We start from the raw sequence: 22,946 nt of genomic DNA on the forward strand, positions 1-22,946 counted from the left end.
TGTGAATTATTGAAAAGCATAATTCACACAAGATTGTGCCTGCGAAATCCTCGGCGCAATCTTGCGGCGCGTTGGGAAGGCATGGCGGATAATGTAAATTATTGAAAAACATAATTCACACAAGATCGTACCTGCGAAATCCTCGGCCCCGGGCCCTTCCAAAACGGTTTAGAAACCTCTTGAACTTGAATTATAATAATGATAATATTATAAAAAATAGGAATATCAGGTGATTGTATGAAGAGGACGAATATCAAAGACGTTGCTAAGGCGGCGGGGGTATCAATAACAACTGTTTCAAGAGCGCTGAACGGATACTCTGATGTGAATAAAAAAACAAGAGATAGAATCATAAAAGTAGCGGAAGAATTAAATTATGCACCTGATGTAAATGCCAGATCATTAGGCGGCATGTCTGACATAACAATAGGTCTTTTGATGTCAAGTATGGAAGCAAATGACATGAGCGGCTTTGCATTTGGAATTATAAGTGGAATTTATAACGCTTGTATGAACAATGGATGTGAATTCGTAATCTTGGTAACAAATACAATGAGACAGGAAGAGATTAGCTATCTGCAATTCTGCAGAAAGAAAAATGTAGATGGAGTCGTTGTATTGGGACTTAAAACAGATGACCGCTATTACCATGAAGTACTGAAAAGCGAAATACCATGTGCAGTGATAGATATTAACGTTGAAGAGGAAAGTGAAATGGTCTGTTCTTTATCAGTTGATAATGTTGCAGCTTCCCAGCAAGCGGTAACCTATCTGATCGAACAAGGGCATACCAATATTGCCATGCTGAATGGAAGGAATGTGGCCAGCGTTTCAAGAGAAAGATTTTCCGGTTATGCGATGGCCTTGTTGAAGGCAGGAATTGTTCTTAATTTAGAGTATTTAAGATATTGCGATTTTGATGAAAAAATAGCTTATGAAGAAACGAAGAAATTATTGTCACAGTATAAAGGTATTACTGCAATTTTCTGTGCTAGTGACCTGGTGGCGGTAGGAGCGATACGAGGGGCAATAGATCTGGGTCTTAGAGTTCCGGAAGATATTTCAGTTATTGGTTTTGATGATATACCCATAGCTGAATATTATCACGGAGGTATTACAACCATCAGACAGCATCCCTACGATATGGGATTCATGGCCTGTGAGGCTGTGTATAATATGATGTCTGATAAAAAATCTTCATCAAAAATTATAGCTCCCTATGAATTTGTAATCCGAAATACTGTATCAAAGATGGATAAGCTTTAATATTGAGTATGCTTCATCAATGATTGTTATACTTGATAGTATAATTTTAAAATAATTGCTGCCTTACTGTGAGAGTAGGGAAGCATATTATTTTAACAGTGATACAAAACGTTTTGGTGGGGAAAACTGGAGGAAAAGATGGAATCTACTTTGAATTACAATAAAGCAAAAGACTGGATTATAGAAGAGAATGAGTTCGATCATTCTAATTTAGGAAAATGTGAAGCCATCATGTGCCTTGGAAACGGTTATTTAGGAATTCGGTCTTCGGCTGAAGAATCGTATACAGGGGAAACAAGAGGCTATTATATAGCTGGTACTTTTAATAAGCTTGATCAATATGAGGTTTCTGAACTGCCGAATATAGCTGATATCATTAATATAGAGCTGGAATTAAACGAGAATTCCTTTTCGCTGGAAAAGGGCAAGATTAAAGAATATTCAAAAAGTCTGAATCTAAAGACCGGTGAATTACATCGGCATGTATTATGGGAATCCATGCAGGGAGAACTATTTTTACTGGATTTTTATCGTACGGTTTCTTTAAAGGATATGCATCTGGTAGCCCAAAAGCTTGTGATAGTACCGGTTAATTGCGATGCAAAGATTAAAATAACCTCCGGAATTAATGGACGTATGACAAACAGCGGGTCCCAGCATATGACGGATGGTGAAAAGCGCTTTTATGATAGGAAGTACATGCAATTAGTACAAGCGACCTCAGAATCCGGAATTGATATCATACATAATACAACATTGTCCTTTAAGCTGAATCAGAAAAAAACGGAGCTTAATTCGAATATTGCTATTGACAGAAGAAGGATTTTCTGTGCATATGATGCAGTGCTTCCAAAGAATAATTCATTAACAATTGAAAAAATATCGAATGTATATACTTCACGGGATATACAGAATCAAGGAGTTCCTCTTAAAACTATCCAGGAAAGGTCGTTAGAGGCTTTAAAAGCAAGTGCTATGGCAGGCTATGACCAGATTGCCTCAGTATCTGCAAAGGAATGGGAAGATAAAGTTTGGGATACAAATCCAATTATAATAGATTCGGAAGATGAGTATGAGCAATTGGCAGTTCGATTTGCACAATATCATTTGACAGTCATGACTCCAATTCACGATAAGAGGATGGGAATAGGTGCAAAAGGTCTAAGCGGTGAAGGGTATAAAGGACATACCTTTTGGGATACTGAAATATTTATTCTTCCATACTTTATATTTACAGAGCCTGAAATTGCAAAAAATCTTCTGATATACCGATATCTCACATTGGAGGGCGCACATAAAAAAGCGAACTCAAATAATTATAAGGGAGCCCAGTTTCCCTGGGAGTCCGCATGGCTGGATGACGGGGAAGTAACACCGGTCTGGGGACCCGTTGATATCGTAACAGGTCTTCCAACGAAAATATGGTCAGGCTTTATTGAACAGCATGTTACAGCTGATATTGCTTACGCCGTATGGCAGTATTATATGATAACGGACGATCAGGAGTTTATGGACTGTTATGGCTATGAATTGATTTTTGATACCGCGAAATTCTGGTCTTCCAGATTAGAATATAGTCAGGAGGATAAGCTTTACCATATCAATGATGTGGTCGGACCGGATGAATATAAGGAGCATGTGGACGACAATGCTTTTACGAACTATCTGGCGTATTGGAATATAAAAAAGGCGATTGAATATTACGGGCAGCTCCAGGAAGAAAGAACGCGATTTAAAGACTTATTTACTAGATTAGACTTAAACAATACATATACGGAATGGATTGACAGGATAGATAAAGTCTATCTTCCCACCCCTGGAAAACAGGATTTCATCATAGCACAGGATAAGAGCTATTTAACCTTAAAGGATATTGATTTGACGAAGTATAAGAGGCAAAAGCAGGTTGGTACCATATTCAATGATTATAATTTGGAACAGGTAAATAATATCCAGGTATCAAAGCAGGCAGATGTTATGATTTTGTTTTTTCTTATGGAAGATTTATTTTCTCATGATGTTAAAAAAGCCAACTGGAATTATTATGAACCAAGAACCCTGCATGATTCCTCTTTATCCCTGTCGACCCATTGTGTTTTAGCAAATGATATGTGTGATTATGAATTAGCCTATGAGCTGTTTAAAAGAGCCTGTTCTATTGACCTGGGGCCCAATATGAAAAGCTCCAATGAGGGCATTCACTCGGCTTCCATGGGAGGCATATGGCAATCTGTTGTTTATGGCTTCGGAGGGGTACGTATGATGAACGGGCAGCTGCGGATAGAACCAAAACTGCCTGAAAGCTGGAATTCCCTGCAATTTTCAATCAAATGGAAAGGCCAGAGCTTACAGGTATTCGTTGATAAACGGAAGCTGCTGATTAAAAATTGTACCGCAACAAAAAAGGTTGAGGTATATGTAAACAATAAAGCATACAGTATTGATACTGAATTGAAAATGAAGCTATAGTTTAAGCAATACCCAAAACGTTTTATTAATTTTTGATCAGGAATTGTAACTAAATATATAATTGAGGGAAAGGAGAGGTAAATGAAAAAGTATGAAGCAGTAATTTTTGATCTGGACGGAGTTATTTGCCATACTGATAAGTATCATTTTGCTGCCTGGAAGTGTCTGGCGGATAAGTTAGGTGTTTATTTTGACGAGCAGATTAACAACAGACTCCGTGGCGTGAGCAGAATGGAAAGCCTGGAAATTGTTCTGGAGAATTTTTCTGGAAAATTGACAGAACAGCAGAAGCTGCAATATTCAAATCAAAAAAATGAAATCTATTGTGACTTATTGAAAAATATGGATAGCAGTGATTTGAGCATAGAGGTAAAGCAGACACTGGACCAGCTGCGCCGGAGAGGCTATTTATTAGCAATAGGCTCATCAAGTAAAAATGCCGGATTTATATTAAAACAGATAGGGTTGGAAAATTATTTTGATGCAATTTCTGATGGAAATAATATTACAAAGTCAAAGCCAGATCCGGAGGTCTTTCTAATGGCTGCCAAGTTTGTCAATAAAGCTGCCGAAATGTGTTTAGTCGTTGAAGATGCAAAAGCAGGTATTGAAGCAGCCCGTAAAGGAGGGATGGATTGTGCCGCTATAGGTGACGCAGTGAATTGTAATATGGCAGATTATAACTTATCCAAATTTTCAGATATTCTTGGGATATGTGAATAACCGGAGTAAAAAAGGCAGAGAAAAAAGCAGAGGAAGGGGGTGCCAGCGATGAAACATACTTAGCAAAATAACCGATGCGGCTGCAAATGAATTTAAATGATGTGAGGGAAAAGATAAGAATTTACACATATGAATATACAGATTATAGCAAAACCTTCCTTTCCGGCAAGGATAAGTCTGATGTTGTAAGTTATTAGAAACAAAAAAATATAAATTAATTTTAGGGGGTAATAGGTATGAGGAAAGCAAGTCGTTTTTTTGGTATGGTACTGATGATCGCACTGCTGTTGACAGCAGTGGCGGCAATTTATTTTCCGGAGGATGCATCTGCTTACACGATAAGCAAGATGGAGGGAGTTATTGGATGGGATGGTGATAAGGATTCCCCGATACCACGTATGAACGGGAGTATGTACATTCGTGACGGGAGAAACCTTGACCTGTGGTTCTCCATATACAATAATCCGACAACACAGAAATGGTACAATGAAGAAGGATACCTGCCATGTTTGGTAACCGAGTTTGAACGCGACAACTGTACTGTGAAAATAAAGCACTTTGGAGACAAGGTTACTTTAGGCGGGAATAACTTCGTAATAGCTTATTCCAGGGTTTCGGTCTATAATCACGGTACTTCTGCTGTAACACTGGCTCCCGGCCAAAACAGCAACTACACTGCCCTTACCAACAACAGCACCACTGTACAGCCAGGGCAGACTGTGAACCATGACTTTGCAATAGCGGCCGACAGATTCGGAGGCACCTATGCATGGCCTTCAAGCTCCAGTATTGCTGCCGCAGGCAGCTGGGATACACACTACACAAACATGAAGAATTTTTGGAACGGCAAGCTGGGGAATATCGTGAATATCACGCAGCTTCCGGATACAAGCCTCATAAATGCCTATAAAGCAGGATACTGCTATACGCGTATCATCAACGACGGATATGATATACATGTTGGGGAAAATGGATATGATATAGTTTTTGACCATGATTCCATAGGTATTATAACCAATCTCATCAACCTGGGGGACCTGGGAGACGCAAAGAATTTCATAGACAGGATACAGTCTGCACTTCAGTACAGCGATGCAAAATGGAAATTCAGCTGGCCATATGCATTGTATTTGTTGAAATCCGGAGATACGGCATATGTCAATGAAAATTTTGATGTAATCAAGTCAAATACACATACGATTGAATCAGAACGTACAGGTCCTGACGGAATAATGAAAATGACGAACGATTTGGATTCTGACGGATATTGGACAATGGATAACTGTTCAGCGCTGTTTGGATTAAGCACATACAAATATATCTGTGACAGATTAGGCAAAACCTCAGAATCAGCCTGGGCTTCCAATCTTTACGACAGCTTGCTCACAAGCGTAAACAACAAGCTTGACCAGACCAGGTCAGCCTATGGCCTGAACTACATACCGGCTTCCATTGTACAGCCAAATACAGCTAACAGATGTTCTGAACCGAGGGATGCAAACTGGGCATCGCAAATGCTGTTCGGACGTTGGAACTGGGATGGATATTTATTCGGTGCAGATCAGAGCGGCACACTTCTTGATGCGGTTGATGCTACTTATGACTATGGGTTCGGTAGATTGATCGGAAATTTACCGGCACATGATTTCGGAGGATATCCCCACGGCTTCTACAGCTCTGCATACAATGCAGGATACGGAAGCGGAGGCTTGAGGGGTAATGCATACCGTACAGAAGGTATATATGCATACAAATTTATGATAAACGATGCAATGACATCACCCTACGGATGGTGGGAAGGAATATGGTATCCCGACACTACAGTACCTTGGCAGGGTACTCATCCGGGAGACGGCGGCGGTTCATGCCCTCATATGTGGGGTCAGGCAACAGCTACAAAGGTACTCATTGATTCACTGATAGCTGAAAAGTCCGATGGTACTGTTTTAGTAGGTAACGGAATACCTAATGAATGGCTGATAAGCGGTAAGGTAACAGAACTTTCGAATTATCCTATTAAGGACAACGGAAGAATGGGTGTTAAGATTGAAGGACTTGCCAATAATCAGGTAAGGGTAATTTTAAGCGGAACACAGGCACGCAACAACGTAGTAGTAAGAATACCGGCATTTATAAACAATATTATAGCTACTACGGCAGGAACAATAGACAATGAAGAAGGAACAGTTACAATTCCGGCAGCAACCACTTCAGTAACGGTTACTTATGGCAGCAACCCGCAGTATGGAAAAGATATGGGCGGAACTCAAAATCCGCCGCCTGCGCAATTGCAATACAGGATTAAAAATGTATGGACAGGCAGCTACATGCATCTTGAAAATAAAAACGGCACGGTACAGTATGGAGATTTAAATACCGGCTGGGAAAGCATGAAGTGGATTGTTGAGGATGTAGGTGACGGTTCCGGAACAAAGAGAATAAAAAATGTATGGACAGGCGACTATCTTACCATTGAAAACGTAACAGGATATGTTCAATATGCTAAGCTGAATACTAACTGGTGGAGTATGATGTGGATTCTTGAGGATATCGGAGAAGGCAAAACCAGAATAAAGAGCCGCTGGCCTGAACATTCTGAATACATGCACACAGAGAATAAGACTGGTTATGTACAAAGCGGGTCAATACTGTCCGGCTGGTTAAGTGCACAATGGGTTTTAGAACCTATTAATTAAAAATTATTAGAATTGTATAGTCAATAATCCCTAAAATAGGTATGGCATATGCTATACCTATTTTTATTACAAGCATTATGATTGACAAAATTGACCAGGCTTCCTATACTTATAGTTATTAATACATAAATAGGAGAGACAAATGACATACATATGCGAATATTGTGGATTGGAATATGAAGGTAAGGAATGCCCTCATTGCGGTGCTTCACATCCGATTACATCCACTGCGAATAACGAAGCAACAGATAGGGATACCTCTGGCAGCAATAATAGTGAAAGTCAAACAACTAATAACTACACAACTAATATCTATACCACGAATAATTACACCTCTGATAATTATTCGGCTGCTTCTTATAATACTCCTGCACCTAAGTATAAAAAAAGAGTGACTGAGAGAAGATGGTTTATTATTTTCCTGCTTATCATTTTCTTTCCTGCGGGATTAGTTTTAATGTGGAAAAACAAAGTATTCAAATTCTTAACCAGGACAATAATAACTTTATTTTACGCTTTTGCAATATATAGTATGGCTAAATCAAGTAATTCGTATAAAACAACGGATACCACTGCATTAGGTAATGATAATACAGTTGAAGTGGCAGCAACCAATAATCCTGCTACAACCCCTGTTTCCACCCCTACCGCTACCTCCGCCCCAACTTCAACGTCAACACCTTCACCAACTCCGACTAAGAAACCATTGTCGAAGAAGGAAAAATTCATTAAAAAGGTAACGGCTAAAGCAGGAGTAAGTAAAAAAACGGCTGGTAATTTATATGATTTATTCTATAAAAAGATGGGATTTAAGAAGGTAGATATTATCCAGAAAAGTGATACCGGAAAATCAACTTTCGACTTTAGTGCGGACGATTATAGTTTAAAGGTAGCATTTAAGAATGATAGTATATCTTCTATAAAGTGGCAATTCTATATTTTGTATGATGGTAAAGAAATTAAGATTGATAAGAAAGGTGTACTTGATAGGGTATTAGTGGACAGGGTAAAGTATTATATGTATGCCGAGGATATTATTGAGGATAATATTAAGACACCAAGCACTGTTAAATATCCTGGATTAGATTCTACTGGTGTTGGGATGCAAAGAAAGGGTAAGATTGTGGGAGTCCAAGGCTATTTTGACGCTCAGAATACTTATGGGGCTTTCGTTCGCAGTAAGTATACAATAGAATTTTCTGTTACTAATCTTGATGCAAATATCTATAAAGCAGTCTATATTAAAATAGATGATGAAATAAAAGGAAAGTGGATTGAATTAGATTAATAGTACTACGGAGATATTGTTAGTATTCATGATTACCATACAAAGGGCGGTACAGAGCATTAAAAGAAATAAGGAGTCGACTATGATCGGCTCCTTATTTCGTCTATGATGATTAAAGCATTAGCAGCACTAAGACTATTCGGAGGTGCTTTTTATATCCCTTGAGTAAGTTCATATATCCCTTTATATAAATTTCAGCGAAGTTTCTTTAAAATTTACATATTATTTGTTCAAAGAAAGTTATTTTTACTTTCAGCAAAATACATTTAATGGTATAATTATTCCATATAGAATTATAATTGAGATTAAACATAATGAAAAGTGGATTGAGAGACTAAAATATTTGTTATTAAGTTTCCTTATGGGAGTATTACATAACAATAGGTTGCAGCAAGTGTTTTAAGAGTTAAGAATATCCATGAAAGTAGCTTATAAAAGAAGGAGGAGTAATTATGTCAATGAAATCGAATGTAGTTGACTGGAAAACAATCACAAGCTTTGTAACAGATGCATTCATAGGGTATGGTATCCCGGAAGAGGACGCAAAGGTCTGCGCGGATGTGCTGCTGGAATCGGATAAACGGGGAATAGAATCCCATGGAGTTAACCGTTTTAAACCAATCTATCTGGACCGCATCAAAGCAGGTATTCAAAATCCGGTTACAAATTTTGAGATCTTAAAGGAAACTCCGACAACAGCGGTTGTAGATGGACACGATGGTATGGGGCAGGTCATTGGTGTAAAATCTATGAATATGGCAATTGAAAAAGCTAAAAAATACGGAATGGGCATGGTTGTCGCTCGTAATTCGACTCATTATGGCATTGCAGGCTATTATGCAATCATGGCAACCAAAGCCGGATGCATTGGGATTACCGGGACAAATGCGAGACCTTCTATTGCCCCCACCTTTGGGGTGGAGAATAAGCTTGGCACCAACCCTCTTACTTTTGGCATGCCCACAGATGAAGATTTTCCCTTTGTGCTTGATTGTGCAACTTCAATAACACAGCGGGGGCGTATTGAATATTATTCACGTGTTGGTAAACCGACGCCTGCCGGTATGGTAATTGGGCGGGATGGTGAAACCAAGACCGATTCCGACCAGATATTATCTGATTTAAATACCGGACATGCGGCACTTGCACCGCTGGGAGGAATAGGAGAGGAACTTGCAGGTTATAAAGGCTATGGGTATGCAACGGTGGTGGAGATTCTTTCCGCAGCTTTACAGCAGGGCAACTTTCTTCAAAGGTTAACAGGTATCGATGAAAATGGCAAAAAAGGACCTTATCATCTGGGACATTTCTTTGTTGCAATTGATACGGAGGCGTTCTTAGGATTGGAAGCATTTAAAAAGACATGCGGGGATATCCTGCGTGAACTCCGAAGTTCCGCCAAAGCACCAGGGTGTGAACATATTTTTACGGCAGGCGAAAAAGAGTATCTTGTATGGCAGGAACGTAAGGACAGTGGTGTTCCGGTTAATGAAGCGGTGCAGCAGGAAATAATTAAGGTACGTGATGAACTCGGACTGGTACAATATAAATTCCCATTTGAATAAGTTTGAAAAACAGGAAGGCGGCGCTGCTAATGAAATATATGGCGGCGCCTTTGAAGGATATAGGATTAATATACTGCATGGAAAAACTTAAGGAATTGATGCTTTTAACAGAAATTATTGTAATTTTACATTTGTAATAAATGGTGTTTTTCTTTTGAAAATTATCTTTATATGGTTTATAATGGAATTATAACTGAATCAGAGTATGCAACTGCTTGGAGCTACACATATGACAGGTGGTTGAAACCCATTTTATGAAAAGATAGGTTATAAACCGATGATAACATGGAAATTTCAGAAAAAAGCTTTAAGGTGAATACGATGCAAAAGAAAATAGACAAAATGAAACAAGGCTTCGAAACTGCTTTTATTAATCAAAATAAAATATCAAATTTGGCATATAAACCTCAGTTTGTTTCGAATAATTATGATGAACGTAGAAAAGTATTATCTTCAATAGAAGATGAACTCCGCAATTGTGATAACTTTTTTATTTGCGTTGCTTTTATTACAATGAGTGGTTTAACACCTTTACTTCAAACTCTCAAAGACCTTGAAATAAAAGGCATCTCCGGCCAGATTCTTACAACAGATTATTTGAGCTTTAGTGAACCGAAAGCAATACGCAAATTAGCGGAACTTAAAAATATTAAACTTAAGATGTACTGTACAAAAGAGGCAGGTGAAGGCTTTCATACTAAAGGTTATATTTTTAAACAGGATGAGATATATCGGATTATTGTTGGTAGTTCTAATATTACCCTAGGAGCATTAACAAAAAATAAGGAATGGAATACAAGAATTATATCAACAGAGCAGGGTGAATATGCCAATGAGATTGTTCGTGAATTTAATGAATTATGGAATTCACGATTTTCAAAGGATTATAATGACTTTATTGAGCAATATTCAGTAAGTTATGATTTAATAAAAAAGCAGAAAGAGCTTGCGAAGAAGGCGGAAGTTTCTTCTATAGATCAATATAAATTACAGCCAAATGAAATGCAGGTAGCATTTGTATCAAGCGTAAGGAAGATACAAGAGGAAGGAAAGAATAAAGCACTTTTGATATCCTCTACAGGTACTGGTAAAACATATGCTTCTGCATTTGCAGTTAGTGATCGTAATCCAAAAAGAATCTTATTTTTAGTACATAGAGAACAAATATTAAAACAAGCAATGAAAAGCTATCAGAGAGTATTTGGTAACATGAAGAAGATGGAAATCTTAACAGGTAATGAAAAGGATTATGAGCAGATTACACAGGCAGATTTTGTCTTTGCCATGATGACAATGATGGCAAAAGATGATGTAAGGAATAGATTTTTGCGGGATGAATTTGAAATCATTATCATAGATGAAGTTCATCGCGCGGCATCAGATAGTTATCAAAAAATCATGGAATTTTTTACACCGAAGTTCTGGTTAGGTATGACAGCAAGCCCGGATCGACCGGATGGTTATGATATATACAAGTTATTTGATAATAATATCGCTTATGAGATACGCCTGCAACAGGCATTAGAATTTAATTTATTATGTTCCTTTCACTATTTTGGTATAACGGATTTGGAAATAGACGGAAAAACCGCTAATGACGATACAAGTAAATTAAAACAGTTCAGTTTACTTGCTTCGGACAAAAGAGTAGATTATATTATAGAGAAAATAGAGTATTTTGGTTATTCAGGAGATAGGGTTAAAGGGTTAATATTTTGCAGTTCCATAGAGGAAGGCAGATTACTATCAGAAAAATTCAATGAACGAGGTTATAAAACATGTGCATTATCAGGTGATGATAAACCTGATTTGAGAGATGAAGCTATCCAGAAGTTGACTACAAAAGATGCAGATAATAAATTAGATTATATTTTTACAGTAAATATATTTAACGAAGGCATTGATATTCCGGAAGTTAATCAGGTTGTTATGCTTAGACCAACGGAATCCTCCATTGTATTTATACAGCAGCTTGGGCGAGGCCTTCGTAAATTTGACGGAAAGGAATATGTTGTAATACTGGATTTTATCGGAAATTATACAAACAATTATTTGATCCCTATTGCACTTTCTGGTGATAGAAGAAGAAATAAAGATACTCTTCGAAGATATATTGCAGAAGGAACCAGAATGATACCGGGCAGTTCTAGTATTCATTTTGATGAGATTACTAGAGATAAAATATATAAGTCAATAGATTCATCCATTGTTAATAAAGTAAATGACATTGTATGTGAATATCGTTGTCTTCGTAACAAATTAGGACGCATTCCTACATATGAAGATTTTGAAAAATATAATACAATTGATATTACCTGTATTTTTGATAATAAGAGTCTTGGATCTTATCATTATTTTTTGAAAAAGTATGAGGAGGGATACCCTTATAAAACGGCATTAACAGATGCACAGGAGGAAATGTTAGCATTTATTTCTCAGAAAATAGCCAATGGAAAAAGAGCAGATGAGTTATTATTACTAAAGAGGTTAATAGCATATAAAACAGGGATAAGTAAACTATATCAATATGATTTACAACAGGAATGTGGAATTTATGCTGATACGAAGCGAATTTCAAACGTGATAAATGTATTATCAAATAACTTTGTTCCGGCAGAAACTCAGAAAAAGAAATTTTCGAAAAGTATATTTGTAGAAGAAGAAAATGGGGAAATTAAAAGTTCGAAGCAACTGCTTCGAGAAAAGGACAGTGAAATATTTGTAAAGCTTTTTATGGAATTGTTGGATTACGGCATTCTAAGATACAAGAAGTATTATAGTAACAGGTATAAGAATACTGATTTTGTTCTATATCAGAAATATACGAAAAGTGATATATGTCGCTTATTAAATTGGTCTAAAAATCAAAATCCGCAGAATGTGGGTGGATACTTTTATGATAAAGAGACAAAGACTCTTCCGGTCTTTATAACATATAGAAAAGATGAGGATGTTATAGACAGCCAAAATTATGAAGACTGTTTTATGTCTCCATCAGAATTAGTTTCGATTTCGAAATCGGGTAGAAATTATAAATCTCCTGAAATGGAATATTTTTTTAGTAATGATACAAGTATTTTTCTATTTATGCAAAAAAGCAGTAACGATAAAGGTGCCAGTGAATATTATTTCTTGGGACAACTTTATAATACCGGAGAAAAAGAAATGATATCGAGGCCGGACGTTGGGGATACCGTTTTGAAGTTTCATTATGTATTAGATGTGCCAGTAAGAGAAGATTTATATCAGTATTTTACTTATGACAATATCCCAACAAATGAATAAAGGAGTCGACAATGAAAACAATAGAGGTAGTAGCAGCAATAATTATAAAGGATGAAAAGGTATTTGCAACTCAGCGCGGTTATGGGGAGTTTGTAGATGGATGGGAGTTTCCTGGAGGAAAGGTGGAAGCAGGCGAAGCATTAGAAGCTGCGTTATTACGTGAAATTAGAGAGGAACTTGCAGCAGAAATTATTGTCAAAGATTTTTTGACTACAGTTGAATATGATTATCCCAACTTTCATTTGACCATGCATTGTTTTATTTGTGAAATGCAGAATAGTAACATGACGCTCCTTGAACATAAGGCAGCAAAATGGCTTAATAAGGGTGAGTTAGATACAGTTGACTGGCTTCCGGCAGATTTGTGGGTAGTAGAGAAATTGAAAGAGGCTGTTTAAAGAAAGCAAAAAATATGTTATACAAGGGCTTAGAGATTGTGGTTGAACTGCGAAAAATTGTTTGTGCAGCATTCAGAAATTAGGTAAGAAATCTCTCAAGCACTATGATATAAGCCATTTGGTAAGTTTCTCAAAAAGTACTAAGTGAAAATATCGTTTGGCAGGCAGTTATTACATGTTTTATTTCATCTGAAACAAATCCATGAATGGGTAAAATACTTCTGATGAGAATATGAAGTAGCAAGTACGGTACTGATTTAGCTAAATGACTAGCACGGAAAGTGCCTATAAAGAGAATAGTACAAAACCAGCGCCTTTTGGTTTTAATCAAACTGAAGGGTGCTTCTTTTATTTCAGAAAAGAGCTGCTTCAATATCCGAAAAAAATAGTGGTGACGCTTATTGGACCGGATTATAGGATACGCAGGGGGATACCGGGTACAAAAATACACCAGCAGTTATTGACCATCAATAAAGTATTTACTAAATATAATTTATATGATATATTTAGAGGTTATCCTGGAGAAGGAAGAGCCATTTTACCTTTGTTTACTGGGATAAATGTTATTTCAGTTAAGTTGAAGTCCTATTAAAGTAAAGGAAAAGGAGTGTATGATTCTTATCGTACAAAAGACAAATGGTTCTCAATAAAATGAATCTGGGTCATAAATTATTTATTGGCTTTGGAATAGTCATAGCCTTAATGGTGTTAATACTTGTTTATACTTATATTAATTACGATAACCAGACCAAGGCTGTGGATGATAATCTATCTTCAACAGAGATTATACAGGAGTCGAATTCCATATTAATAAGTCTTTTAAATATGGAAACAGGAGCCAGGGGCTATGCAATTTCCGGTACCTCAGAATTTTTAGAGCCTTTTTATGAGGGAAGGGAAGAGTATTTAGAACATTTTAGCCGCCTGCAGGAGCTGGCAAAGAATAAAGAATACATAGAGGGCAATTTAAAGACCTTAAATAAACGGTATGAAAAATGGTATGAGTGGGAAACTGCCCAGATAATTGCTAACAGGGAAAAGGTCAATGCAGGTCTCTTTTCCATGGAGGATATTGTAGCTATAGTTAACAGCCAGGTGGGCAAAAAAGAAATGGATGCCATCAGGAATATCATTAACAATGTAATTGATGCGGAACAAAATACCCTGAACAGCAGATATGATAATTTAAAGAAAGCAGAACGAAAAACGGGGTATGTCATGACCTTTGGCGGATTTCTTACGGCTTTGCTTTCCATTGGAATATCCTTATTTACAGCTTTGACAGTATCAAGGCCGGTTAAATTATTAATACAGGCAACAGAGAATATAAAAGACCAGAAGTATGAGGAACAAGTCAGGCTTGTAGGAGATAAGGAGCTGAATCTTTTAATAAATCGTTTTAATGAAATGCAGGCAATGATTAAGTACAGGGAAGAACAACTGAATATAAAAAATGAAGCCCTGAAGGCACAAATGGCGGAAGTAAATGAAGCCACGAAGCTGAAGAGCCAATTTTTAGCCAATATGTCCCATGAACTTAGGACACCCCTTAATTCCATAATCGGGTTTACCAACCGTGTAATCAAAAAAAGCGGGGAAAGCCTGCCACCGACCCAGCAGGAGAACTTGTTAATTGTAAGGGAAGAGGCAAACCATTTGCTGGAACTTATTAATAATCTGCTGGATTACTCTAAAATAGAGGCGGGCAAAATGGAAGTACATCCGGAATCCTTTAATTTACTAAAGGTTATTGATGAAGTTTATCAAATGACAAAAACGCTGGCAGAAGGTCAGAACCTAAATTATCGGCAGGATTCCTATACCAAAGAGGATATTCCAATTAAAAGTGACCGGATGAAAATTAAACAGATTTTAATTAATCTGCTCAGTAATGCCTTTAAATATTCGGAAAAGGGAACAGTTGCTTTATCTGTTGAAAAGAAGGAGAGTTTGTATTATATCCGGGTAAAAGATGAGGGAGTGGGAATATCAGAGGAGGACATTGGTCATATCTTTGATGAATTCCGCCAGGTGGACGGCTCCTATACCAGAAAAGTAGGCGGGACCGGACTTGGCTTATCCATCACGAAAAAGTTCGTAGAAATGCTAGGCGGAAAAATTGAGGTATGCAGTACCTTGGGAGAAGGGAGCTGCTTTACGGTAATTTTGCCGGATGATATAGAAAATAATGAAATTCAATCAGAGATGCAAAAAGATGAGAATTCTTCGTTGACTTACAAAAAGAAAATTGTATGTGTGGATGATGACCCTAACATACAGCGGTTATATAAGCAGTATTTAAGTGAATATGAATTTGAGACCATAGCCCTTACAGGCAGGGAAGATGTAATGGAAAGAATAAATGAGATATGCCCGGATGCCATATTATTAGATATTATGCTGCCCTATAAAGATGGCTGGGAGATTTTATCGGAATTAAAAAATAACAATCATACGAAAAATATACCTGTTATAATGGCGAGTGTTTTAAGTGAAAAGAATCTGGCATACCGTATGAAGGCGGATGAATATCTGATAAAGCCCGTTACCCAGGAAGAGCTGGTGGAAACGATTATGCGTACCATTCGTAAAAAGCAGGGAATAGATGTATTAGTAGGAGATGATGATGAAAATTTCCTCAATTTAATGGGACAGTTTTTAAAAGAAGAATCCATGCCCTATCGGTTGGCAAAAGATGGGGAAGCTGTTATACAGGAAATGCTGTTTAAAAAGCCGGATGTACTGATACTGGATATCATGATGCCAAAAAAAGATGGATTTACCGTTATTGAAGAAATAAGAAACAGGGAAAGTATCAAAGACACGCCGATTATTGTTGTGACTGCAAAGGATTTAACAAATAAGGAAAAAGAAGAATTACACGAGAGGACAAGTATAATTATACAAAAATCTGCCGTAATGATGGATACGGTAATGGAAACCCTGGTGAAGAGAATTAAGGAGAAATTTGAAAATGCATAATATTTTACTAGTTGAGGATAATCTCCACAATATAAGGCTAATGGAGCAGCTGCTGGAAGAAATTGATGATAGTATTCATCTGGTGGAGGCCAGAACAGGAACAGAAGCCTTGCAAAAAGCAACACAAGCACCTTATAAACTGGTTTTAATGGATATTTCCCTTCCGGATATGGATGGTGTCACTGCCATGAGGGAATTAAGAAAAATGCCGGAATTTGAACAGGTCCCAATAATTGCTGCGACTGCTCATGCTATGGCTGATGATAAGGAATTTTTCAGGAAAATATTTGATGATTACATTGTAAAGCCTATTGATGAAGATATTTTTACAGAAACAGTTAAGAAATGGCTGGGTGAAGAATAGATGTATGATAAAGTGCTTGTTGTAGATGATAATAATAATAATCTCAGGCTGCTTACGGATATTTTAGAGGATGAAGACTTTGAGGTCTTTACTTCAAACAGTGGAATGCCTGTTGTTGATATGGCCAGAAATCTTAAGCCGGATGTTGTTCTTTTAGATATTATGATGCCTGAGATGGATGGCTTTGAAGTATGTAAAGCCTTAAAAGAAGACAATGATTTAAGAGATATTCCAGTTATAATGGTAACTGCCAAGGCCGATAGTAAGGACTTAAAAAATGCCTTGGAAATAGGAGCGGTAGATTATATCAAAAAACCAATTGATGAAGTAGAAGTGATTGCCAGGGTACAGTCTGTCCTGAGGCAGAAACATGCAAAGGAAGACTTAAAGAACAAGGCATCCCGAGATGGGTTAACCGGGCTGTTTAACCATGCTTTACTTCTGGAATTATTTGAAAAAGAAATAAAAAACCAGGAAAGGAACCAATGGGGAATTTCCTTTGTGATGCTTGATATTGACTTTTTTAAGAAAATTAACGATACATATGGGCATACATCCGGGGATGCTGTTTTAAAAGAACTGTCAGAAATAATAGCCGCAAGTACCAGAAGCGGTGATTTCCCGGGAAGATACGGCGGAGAAGAATTTGGTATAATATTGCCTCACATCAGCAAGGAAGATACGTTTTTATTTTGTGAAAGATTAAGGAAAATAATTGAAAAACATGATTTTTTGATAGACTTCGCTGCCATAAAGGTTTCGGTCAGCATAGGATTTTACCACAAGACGCCTGAGGACTATATTAACAGTGAAGATATGGTTAAATGCGCCGATGAAGCTCTTTACAGAGCAAAACAGAGTGGCAGGAACCGGGTGGAAGGAAATCCGGTAAAGGAGCTTGAACAATAATGTATGTATACCTTTTGTTGCTTCGGTATGTAAATCCTTTGTAATCAGAACCTTGCGTTATTATGAACAGGTAGGGCTGCTCCAAAGTGTGCGCCCTCCCTTAGTAAAGTATCGTTTCTATGATGTAGCCAAAGTATTGACAATTTAAATTGATAAGAATTATAATAAATTATGTAAAATCCAATATTTGTTGTTTAATGCGTTAGGTGCTAATGTATTTATTGGTCATAGAAATTAAATACATACAGCATACAGTATTTACAAAACCCTAAAAATAAAAGGTAATGAGGATTATGGATAGAGAAAAACTGGTGCATCAATATTTTAATGAAAGAGAAAAAACAACAGTAGAATATTATCGTTATCTGACAAAACCTCGTGAATATATCCCGGGATTGACCCTGTATATGAGTGAGTTGGAGCTTTTAAATGCTATCCGGGATTCGGAAGTACCCGCTATATCGGATTTGGCACAAAAACTCAGCATTACTCATGGGGCGGTAAGTCAGACTGTGACACGGCTTATGAAGAAGGGGCTTGTAATTCGGGAGCAAAATGGCAATGATCGTAGATTTAATAATGTTTCACTGACAGAGTTAGGTGTGCAGGTTAGTGATATTGATAAACATATCAGGAACTTATTGAAACAAGAAGTTAGTAAGATCTCCGCGCATTTAACAGAGCAAGATATTTTGATGATTATGGATTCGGATAGGGCAATGAGAAAAGTGCTTTCTGTCTATGATGATATAATAAAAGATATACATAAAAAATAAATGAAAACGATTCCATATATTGAGCAATCAAATAAATAATACGCAATCTAAATTTTGAGGTTTAAATGGATAAAAAATTAGTCAATATAGTAGTATTAAGAACAGAATTTTGACATTGATTGTTTCTATATTTAAGTCTATAATGGGGCAATATGGAAAAAATATTAATGGGAGGTAAGCAAATTTGAAGCGATTTGTATTAGGTGCATTAATGTTTTCGTGGGGCATTATAGGAGTTATTATTTTTACAGTTTTAGTGGCACTGCATCCTTGTAATTACAATGGTATTGATGGTATGAAAGGGGCGCTGCTTGGCATGGGAATAAGAGGTCCCTATATAGTTTTTTGGTTACTAAGCATATTAGGTTTATTGATTTGTATATTTGATATTTGCTCGGATAAGTTAAAACATTTAATAGTGTCACAGTTTAGCCAAAATGATGATACCTCAGTTAATATATCTTCGGACAAGTAATGAAAATGTAGTAACCGGTTCTGCTGATATCTGCTGGGAAAGATGTGCTTGAAAATGATGCTGTTGATATACGAAAAAACAGGAAATACATAGAAAGCGAGGTTATGATGGCAACCACTTATGAAAAATACCTAAATCTGAATGTTGACAGCTCCTGCATTGGTTTGGGACGTGGCAAGAGTGAAAGCAGTTGCTTCTGTACTCCCAAAGGTGCGAAAGTGATTGGTTGGACAGATACGGACGGTATTCACTATTGCTTCGTGGACGGGTTTGATGAAATGGTGTTTGCTGTCAGCCCGATGAACACACCGGGATACTATGTGCATCCGGTGGCAAGGGATTTTCTGGACTTCCTGCGGCTCCTGCTGGCTTGCGGCAATGGGGCAGCACTGGAGCAAGTATACTGTTGGGATAAGGTGCAGTTTGAAGCCTTCCTGCAGGTCAATCCAGTTACTGCTGAACAGCGGGCAGTTTTGGATACCATTGGGGAGGGACTGCTGCTTTTGCCTATGGAGCAGCCCTTTGCTTATATCAAAGAGCTGCAGGCCGGATTTGATTACAGCCGCATCAAATATACGGAAGTTTACGATAAGGGGACTCCTGCCCAGCTGGAATTACCCCCATGGCAAGTTTATTTTGATGGAAACTTTTGGGGGCATCATGGACAGGAAGAAGCCGGTAAGGAAATTTCTCTTCATAAGCAGCTTGCCTGGGATGATGAGGCCTGGTATATTCCCGCATGTAACAGCTGCAGGAAAGGCTTGGTGATGGACTTTTGCCTGCAGGTTCCAACTGAAAACATCCGTTCTTTTATGGAACGGTGGAATCTTTCTATTGAAAATGACGGAACTGGTTTTACGGATGAACAGCAGATGCAGATTGACATAGAAAATCCGCTGGGTACCAATATAAATCCGAAGGTTGTATTGAATGGAACTCTTCTTTCAGAATCTCATAGCTGCTGTATAACATGGAATCCCTGTTTTCCGGAAGTTAATAGCTTTGAGGCCAGGAATGTGCTTCAACATTATGGCCTTGATCCTGCCTATGGCTGGGCAATCTGGCGTTCTGCTTTTATTTGGACGAAGGAACATGAGTCGCAAATTAAGACACTCAGCATAACACTGATGGAGAAGCCTGCCGCTGAGCCGGGACCGCACTTCCATGTATCGGCTCACGGTGAGAATATTGAGTTTACACACCCAATTACCAGCACAGCATACACTGACCGTGAAGGAATATGAGCAGCAGGAAATGTCCCATGAGTATTTTAGCAGCCAAAATCAAGATTTTCCGACCTACTATACTGTGATGGGCTATACACTCATGCCGGACCTGCCCGATGGTGCAATTACTATCACTGATTGCTTACGTTCCGACTTACCTCGGCAGAAGAGCACGGACCTCAATGAACTACAAGCCTTCAACTGCATTTTTACCACTGTCATTGGCAGTGCAGATTGCCCGGCTGGCATCATTTCCAGCGGCAGCGGCCAGGGGAAAATCCATACAGCCTGCTCTGCACGGCACTTTAGTCCTGTGGACGATGTGGAGTGGCGCATAGTTTTTTATCTGAAAAGACGCGAGGATGTTACAGTGAGGCTGATATAAATCTGCTGTTAATAGATTATGTGAATAATGGGAAAGCTCTAAATAGAAATGTGGATTCCTGCAGCCAGGATAGAAAGAGATAAAAGGAGGTATGGAAATGTCTTATACCGTTGATTTTAAAAATGTGTCCACGGTTGGTTTAGAGTCTTCCACTGTGGCAGAAGCACTTGCAGGCTTGCGTGCAAATGAAGCTCGTTACTTTATGAACAAGTACAAGCATGAATTTACCGTTGTGCCAGTAAGTGAAAGCCAGGAAACTCTTGATTATGTGAAACGGATTTTGAAAGAAGAACGTGATATTGAGTTTAGGGCCAAACCTTTAGAAACTTCCCGTTTTCAAGTGGAAAATATCAAAATGGCCTATGTTTTTTATGAGGATGGCCTTGAGGTCAATGTCATGTATACGGTGGATGACCCTAAGAAGCGGGCAGTAGGTTTAAAGCTTTCAGAGGGAATGGAGGTCCCAAAGGAGTTAGAAGAGAAGTTCAAATTTGCCAGGCAGAAGTCTAAACTGGCCGGAACAATACGGGGTTCGTTTTTTGTAATAAAGGGTGAATATTAAATAAATCTGAGTGAATAGATTACCATTTTACGGAACACAAAGTGGCATGGATTTTTTATAAAAATGCCAGTCTTTTTTGAAGTTAGTAAACTAGAATTATGTCAGGATATAATAATAATTCTCTTTGTAATTGGCTTTTTATTGCGCAAACCTGCATCAAATGTTATAATTTTAACAATCAACAGAGAGGAGAAAGCAATGTTTACGAAAGCGAAAGGTATGGATTCCAGTACTGTAAAAGAGGCAAAGCAGAGTTATAAAAGCAATGGAGGTATTATATCTGGAGGTAGAATGAAACGAATATTAACCTTATTGGTTTGTTTCATAGTTATGACTTTTGTGTCATGCGGGAAAAAGACAGCGACAGAACCGGGTACGATAATAGTTAATGGTCATGCGATAAAATACTCGGATACAAAGAGTGATATTGAAGATAAATTAGGGGAAGGAACATCTGCTAAAGTGGCGGTTTGGGAAGGTTATGATTACGATAATTTAGTCGATATCCTGTTTAATGAAGAAGAAAATTCGAGATGCATTAAAGTGATTAGCGATAAAGTTAAAACCTTTAACGATATGGCGGTAGGCGATAGTGCAGATAAAATAGAAAAAAATTTCAAGTATGAAACAGAATACTCCAGAACATATGTGGTAGCATTTGATGGTAAAAAAGAAGTCGATTCAAAAGAGGGAGATGCGGCAGGTAATCGGATGTGGCTCAGCTATTACTTAGATGATAATGATTGCATTGAATACATATTGATTTACGATCAGATATTCGCACAGAAATCTAAATAAGAATAAATAAAAGGGTGATTGGGGCATTGGACTAATCACCCTTTTTGTAACCCTTTTTAAGTAAATAGATTAGTTAATGCGTTTTAATTATAAATCTCATCAAAATATTATCAAAAAGATAAACAATAATTGACATGTAAGCTTTAATATAGTATATTATACATGTATTAAACGCGTTTAATAAAGAATAACAGGAGGTTCTTATATAATGCAAATCGAAAATGTCAAAGAGCTGCTGATTCAAGCTACTATGAAACTTTTGAAGGAAAGTGAAAATCCAGTAAAAATTACTGCCCGGCAAATTGCCAGAGAAGCGGACGCCAATCTGGCTATGATAAATTACTACTTTAGTTCAAAGGATGCACTGGTAAACACTGCTGTCAGTAAATTAATGGCGGACAGAGCCGATGAGCTGAAAGAAATTATAAATAGCGACATACCCCCCAAGCAAAGGTTAAAAGAATTTTTAGTCACGATGTCTGATATTACAAGTGACTATTCTGATATTACAAAACCCACTATTCCTTACCTGCTGTTAGAGGGTGAAATAGAATTACCATACTATATTCTCCCCATGATAAAAGAGTGCTGCATAGATAAAAGGTCTGAAGCCGAATGCAGAATTATTGCCTATCAGCTTATATCTTTCACACAATTAATCTTTTATCGTACCGATGACTTTTTGAAGTATACGGGGATTGATATTAACGATAAAAAACAAAGAGATACAATGTTTCAGGGTATTTTAGATATTTTTATAAATGATTAATTTTAAGGAG

At 37.5% G+C, this 22,946-nt stretch carries 17 protein-coding genes; all 17 read left to right on the top strand.

What is annotated here, in order from left to right; all coding sequences use genetic code 11:
• Positions 1 to 237: 237 nt before the first annotated feature.
• The 17 genes from BUB77_RS27095 (at position 238) to BUB77_RS27180 (ending at position 22,936) form a co-directional block, all read left to right on the top strand.
• Entirely contained in the window at positions 238 to 1,266 is a 1,029-nt protein-coding gene (locus BUB77_RS27095) for a LacI family DNA-binding transcriptional regulator (RefSeq protein ID WP_073280309.1), read from the top strand.
• A gap of 138 nt (positions 1,267 to 1,404) precedes the next feature.
• Positions 1,405 to 3,735, top strand: a complete 2,331-nt coding sequence (locus BUB77_RS27100; protein ID WP_073280310.1) for a glycoside hydrolase family 65 protein — start codon at positions 1,405 to 1,407, stop codon at positions 3,733 to 3,735.
• An 81-nt stretch (positions 3,736 to 3,816) separates the two neighbouring features.
• Positions 3,817 to 4,458, top strand: a complete 642-nt coding sequence (gene pgmB / locus BUB77_RS27105; protein ID WP_073280311.1) for a beta-phosphoglucomutase — start codon at positions 3,817 to 3,819, stop codon at positions 4,456 to 4,458.
• A 236-nt stretch (positions 4,459 to 4,694) separates the two neighbouring features.
• On the top strand, positions 4,695 to 7,154 hold the full coding sequence (locus tag BUB77_RS27110) for an RICIN domain-containing protein (protein WP_073280312.1): 2,460 nt from the start codon (positions 4,695 to 4,697) through the stop codon (positions 7,152 to 7,154).
• Between the two features lie 169 nt (positions 7,155 to 7,323).
• Positions 7,324 to 8,442: a hypothetical protein gene (locus BUB77_RS27115; protein WP_139241340.1), complete on the top strand. Its 1,119-nt coding sequence runs from the start codon at positions 7,324 to 7,326 to the stop codon at positions 8,440 to 8,442.
• A 452-nt stretch (positions 8,443 to 8,894) separates the two neighbouring features.
• Positions 8,895 to 10,007, top strand: a complete 1,113-nt coding sequence (locus tag BUB77_RS27120) for an Ldh family oxidoreductase (protein ID WP_073280314.1) — start codon at positions 8,895 to 8,897, stop codon at positions 10,005 to 10,007.
• 321 nt (positions 10,008 to 10,328) lie between these two features.
• Complete coding sequence (locus tag BUB77_RS27125) at positions 10,329 to 13,292, top strand: DEAD/DEAH box helicase (protein WP_073280336.1); 2,964 nt, start codon at positions 10,329 to 10,331, stop codon at positions 13,290 to 13,292.
• Between the two features lie 11 nt (positions 13,293 to 13,303).
• Positions 13,304 to 13,690, top strand: coding sequence for a (deoxy)nucleoside triphosphate pyrophosphohydrolase (locus tag BUB77_RS27130; protein ID WP_073280315.1), 387 nt, complete (start codon positions 13,304 to 13,306; stop codon positions 13,688 to 13,690).
• Positions 13,691 to 14,341: 651 nt separating this feature from the next.
• Positions 14,342 to 16,672, top strand: a complete 2,331-nt coding sequence (locus BUB77_RS27140) for a response regulator (RefSeq protein ID WP_170866768.1) — start codon at positions 14,342 to 14,344, stop codon at positions 16,670 to 16,672.
• Entirely contained in the window at positions 16,665 to 17,036 is a 372-nt protein-coding gene (locus tag BUB77_RS27145) for a response regulator (RefSeq protein ID WP_073280318.1), read from the top strand. The genes BUB77_RS27140 and BUB77_RS27145 overlap by 8 nt, the downstream gene beginning before the upstream one ends.
• Positions 17,037 to 17,945, top strand: a complete 909-nt coding sequence (locus BUB77_RS27150; RefSeq protein ID WP_073280319.1) for a diguanylate cyclase — start codon at positions 17,037 to 17,039, stop codon at positions 17,943 to 17,945.
• A 293-nt stretch (positions 17,946 to 18,238) separates the two neighbouring features.
• Positions 18,239 to 18,721, top strand: coding sequence for a MarR family winged helix-turn-helix transcriptional regulator (locus BUB77_RS27155; RefSeq protein ID WP_073280320.1), 483 nt, complete (start codon positions 18,239 to 18,241; stop codon positions 18,719 to 18,721).
• Between the two features lie 184 nt (positions 18,722 to 18,905).
• Entirely contained in the window at positions 18,906 to 19,196 is a 291-nt protein-coding gene (locus tag BUB77_RS27160; RefSeq protein ID WP_073280321.1) for a hypothetical protein, read from the top strand.
• Positions 19,197 to 19,240: 44 nt separating this feature from the next.
• Positions 19,241 to 20,440: a hypothetical protein gene (locus BUB77_RS27165; RefSeq protein ID WP_242962597.1), complete on the top strand. Its 1,200-nt coding sequence runs from the start codon at positions 19,241 to 19,243 to the stop codon at positions 20,438 to 20,440.
• Between the two features lie 464 nt (positions 20,441 to 20,904).
• The gene (locus tag BUB77_RS27170) at positions 20,905 to 21,369 is read left to right on the top strand and encodes a phage tail protein (protein WP_073280322.1); all 465 of its coding nucleotides are present in this window, start codon (positions 20,905 to 20,907) and stop codon (positions 21,367 to 21,369) included.
• 198 nt (positions 21,370 to 21,567) lie between these two features.
• Complete coding sequence (locus BUB77_RS27175; RefSeq protein ID WP_073280323.1) at positions 21,568 to 22,167, top strand: hypothetical protein; 600 nt, start codon at positions 21,568 to 21,570, stop codon at positions 22,165 to 22,167.
• Between the two features lie 208 nt (positions 22,168 to 22,375).
• Positions 22,376 to 22,936 carry a TetR/AcrR family transcriptional regulator gene (locus tag BUB77_RS27180; RefSeq protein ID WP_084124800.1) on the top strand — a complete coding sequence of 187 codons (561 nt, stop codon included), beginning with the start codon at positions 22,376 to 22,378 and terminating at the stop codon, positions 22,934 to 22,936.
• The last annotated feature ends 10 nt before the right edge of the window (positions 22,937 to 22,946 follow it).

Origin of the sequence: Anaerocolumna jejuensis DSM 15929, from assembly GCF_900142215.1 — a bacterium.
GTDB classification, from domain to species: domain Bacteria; phylum Bacillota; class Clostridia; order Lachnospirales; family Lachnospiraceae; genus Anaerocolumna; species Anaerocolumna jejuensis.

Bases quoted from the DNA above. Each gene is read 5' to 3' on its own strand.
- BUB77_RS27095 (WP_073280309.1), top strand. From the start codon at position 238: ATGAAGAGGACGAATATCAAAGACGTTGCTAAGGCGGCGGGGGTATCA.
- BUB77_RS27100 (WP_073280310.1), top strand. From the start codon at position 1,405: ATGGAATCTACTTTGAATTACAATAAAGCAAAAGACTGGATTATAGAA.
- pgmB (WP_073280311.1), top strand. From the start codon at position 3,817: ATGAAAAAGTATGAAGCAGTAATTTTTGATCTGGACGGAGTTATTTGC.
- BUB77_RS27110 (WP_073280312.1), top strand. From the start codon at position 4,695: ATGAGGAAAGCAAGTCGTTTTTTTGGTATGGTACTGATGATCGCACTG.
- BUB77_RS27120 (WP_073280314.1), top strand. From the start codon at position 8,895: ATGTCAATGAAATCGAATGTAGTTGACTGGAAAACAATCACAAGCTTT.
- BUB77_RS27125 (WP_073280336.1), top strand. From the start codon at position 10,329: ATGCAAAAGAAAATAGACAAAATGAAACAAGGCTTCGAAACTGCTTTT.
- BUB77_RS27130 (WP_073280315.1), top strand. From the start codon at position 13,304: ATGAAAACAATAGAGGTAGTAGCAGCAATAATTATAAAGGATGAAAAG.
- BUB77_RS27140 (WP_170866768.1), top strand. From the start codon at position 14,342: ATGAATCTGGGTCATAAATTATTTATTGGCTTTGGAATAGTCATAGCC.
- BUB77_RS27145 (WP_073280318.1), top strand. From the start codon at position 16,665: ATGCATAATATTTTACTAGTTGAGGATAATCTCCACAATATAAGGCTA.
- BUB77_RS27150 (WP_073280319.1), top strand. From the start codon at position 17,037: ATGTATGATAAAGTGCTTGTTGTAGATGATAATAATAATAATCTCAGG.
- BUB77_RS27155 (WP_073280320.1), top strand. From the start codon at position 18,239: ATGGATAGAGAAAAACTGGTGCATCAATATTTTAATGAAAGAGAAAAA.
- BUB77_RS27170 (WP_073280322.1), top strand. From the start codon at position 20,905: ATGTCTTATACCGTTGATTTTAAAAATGTGTCCACGGTTGGTTTAGAG.
- BUB77_RS27175 (WP_073280323.1), top strand. From the start codon at position 21,568: ATGTTTACGAAAGCGAAAGGTATGGATTCCAGTACTGTAAAAGAGGCA.
- BUB77_RS27180 (WP_084124800.1), top strand. From the start codon at position 22,376: ATGCAAATCGAAAATGTCAAAGAGCTGCTGATTCAAGCTACTATGAAA.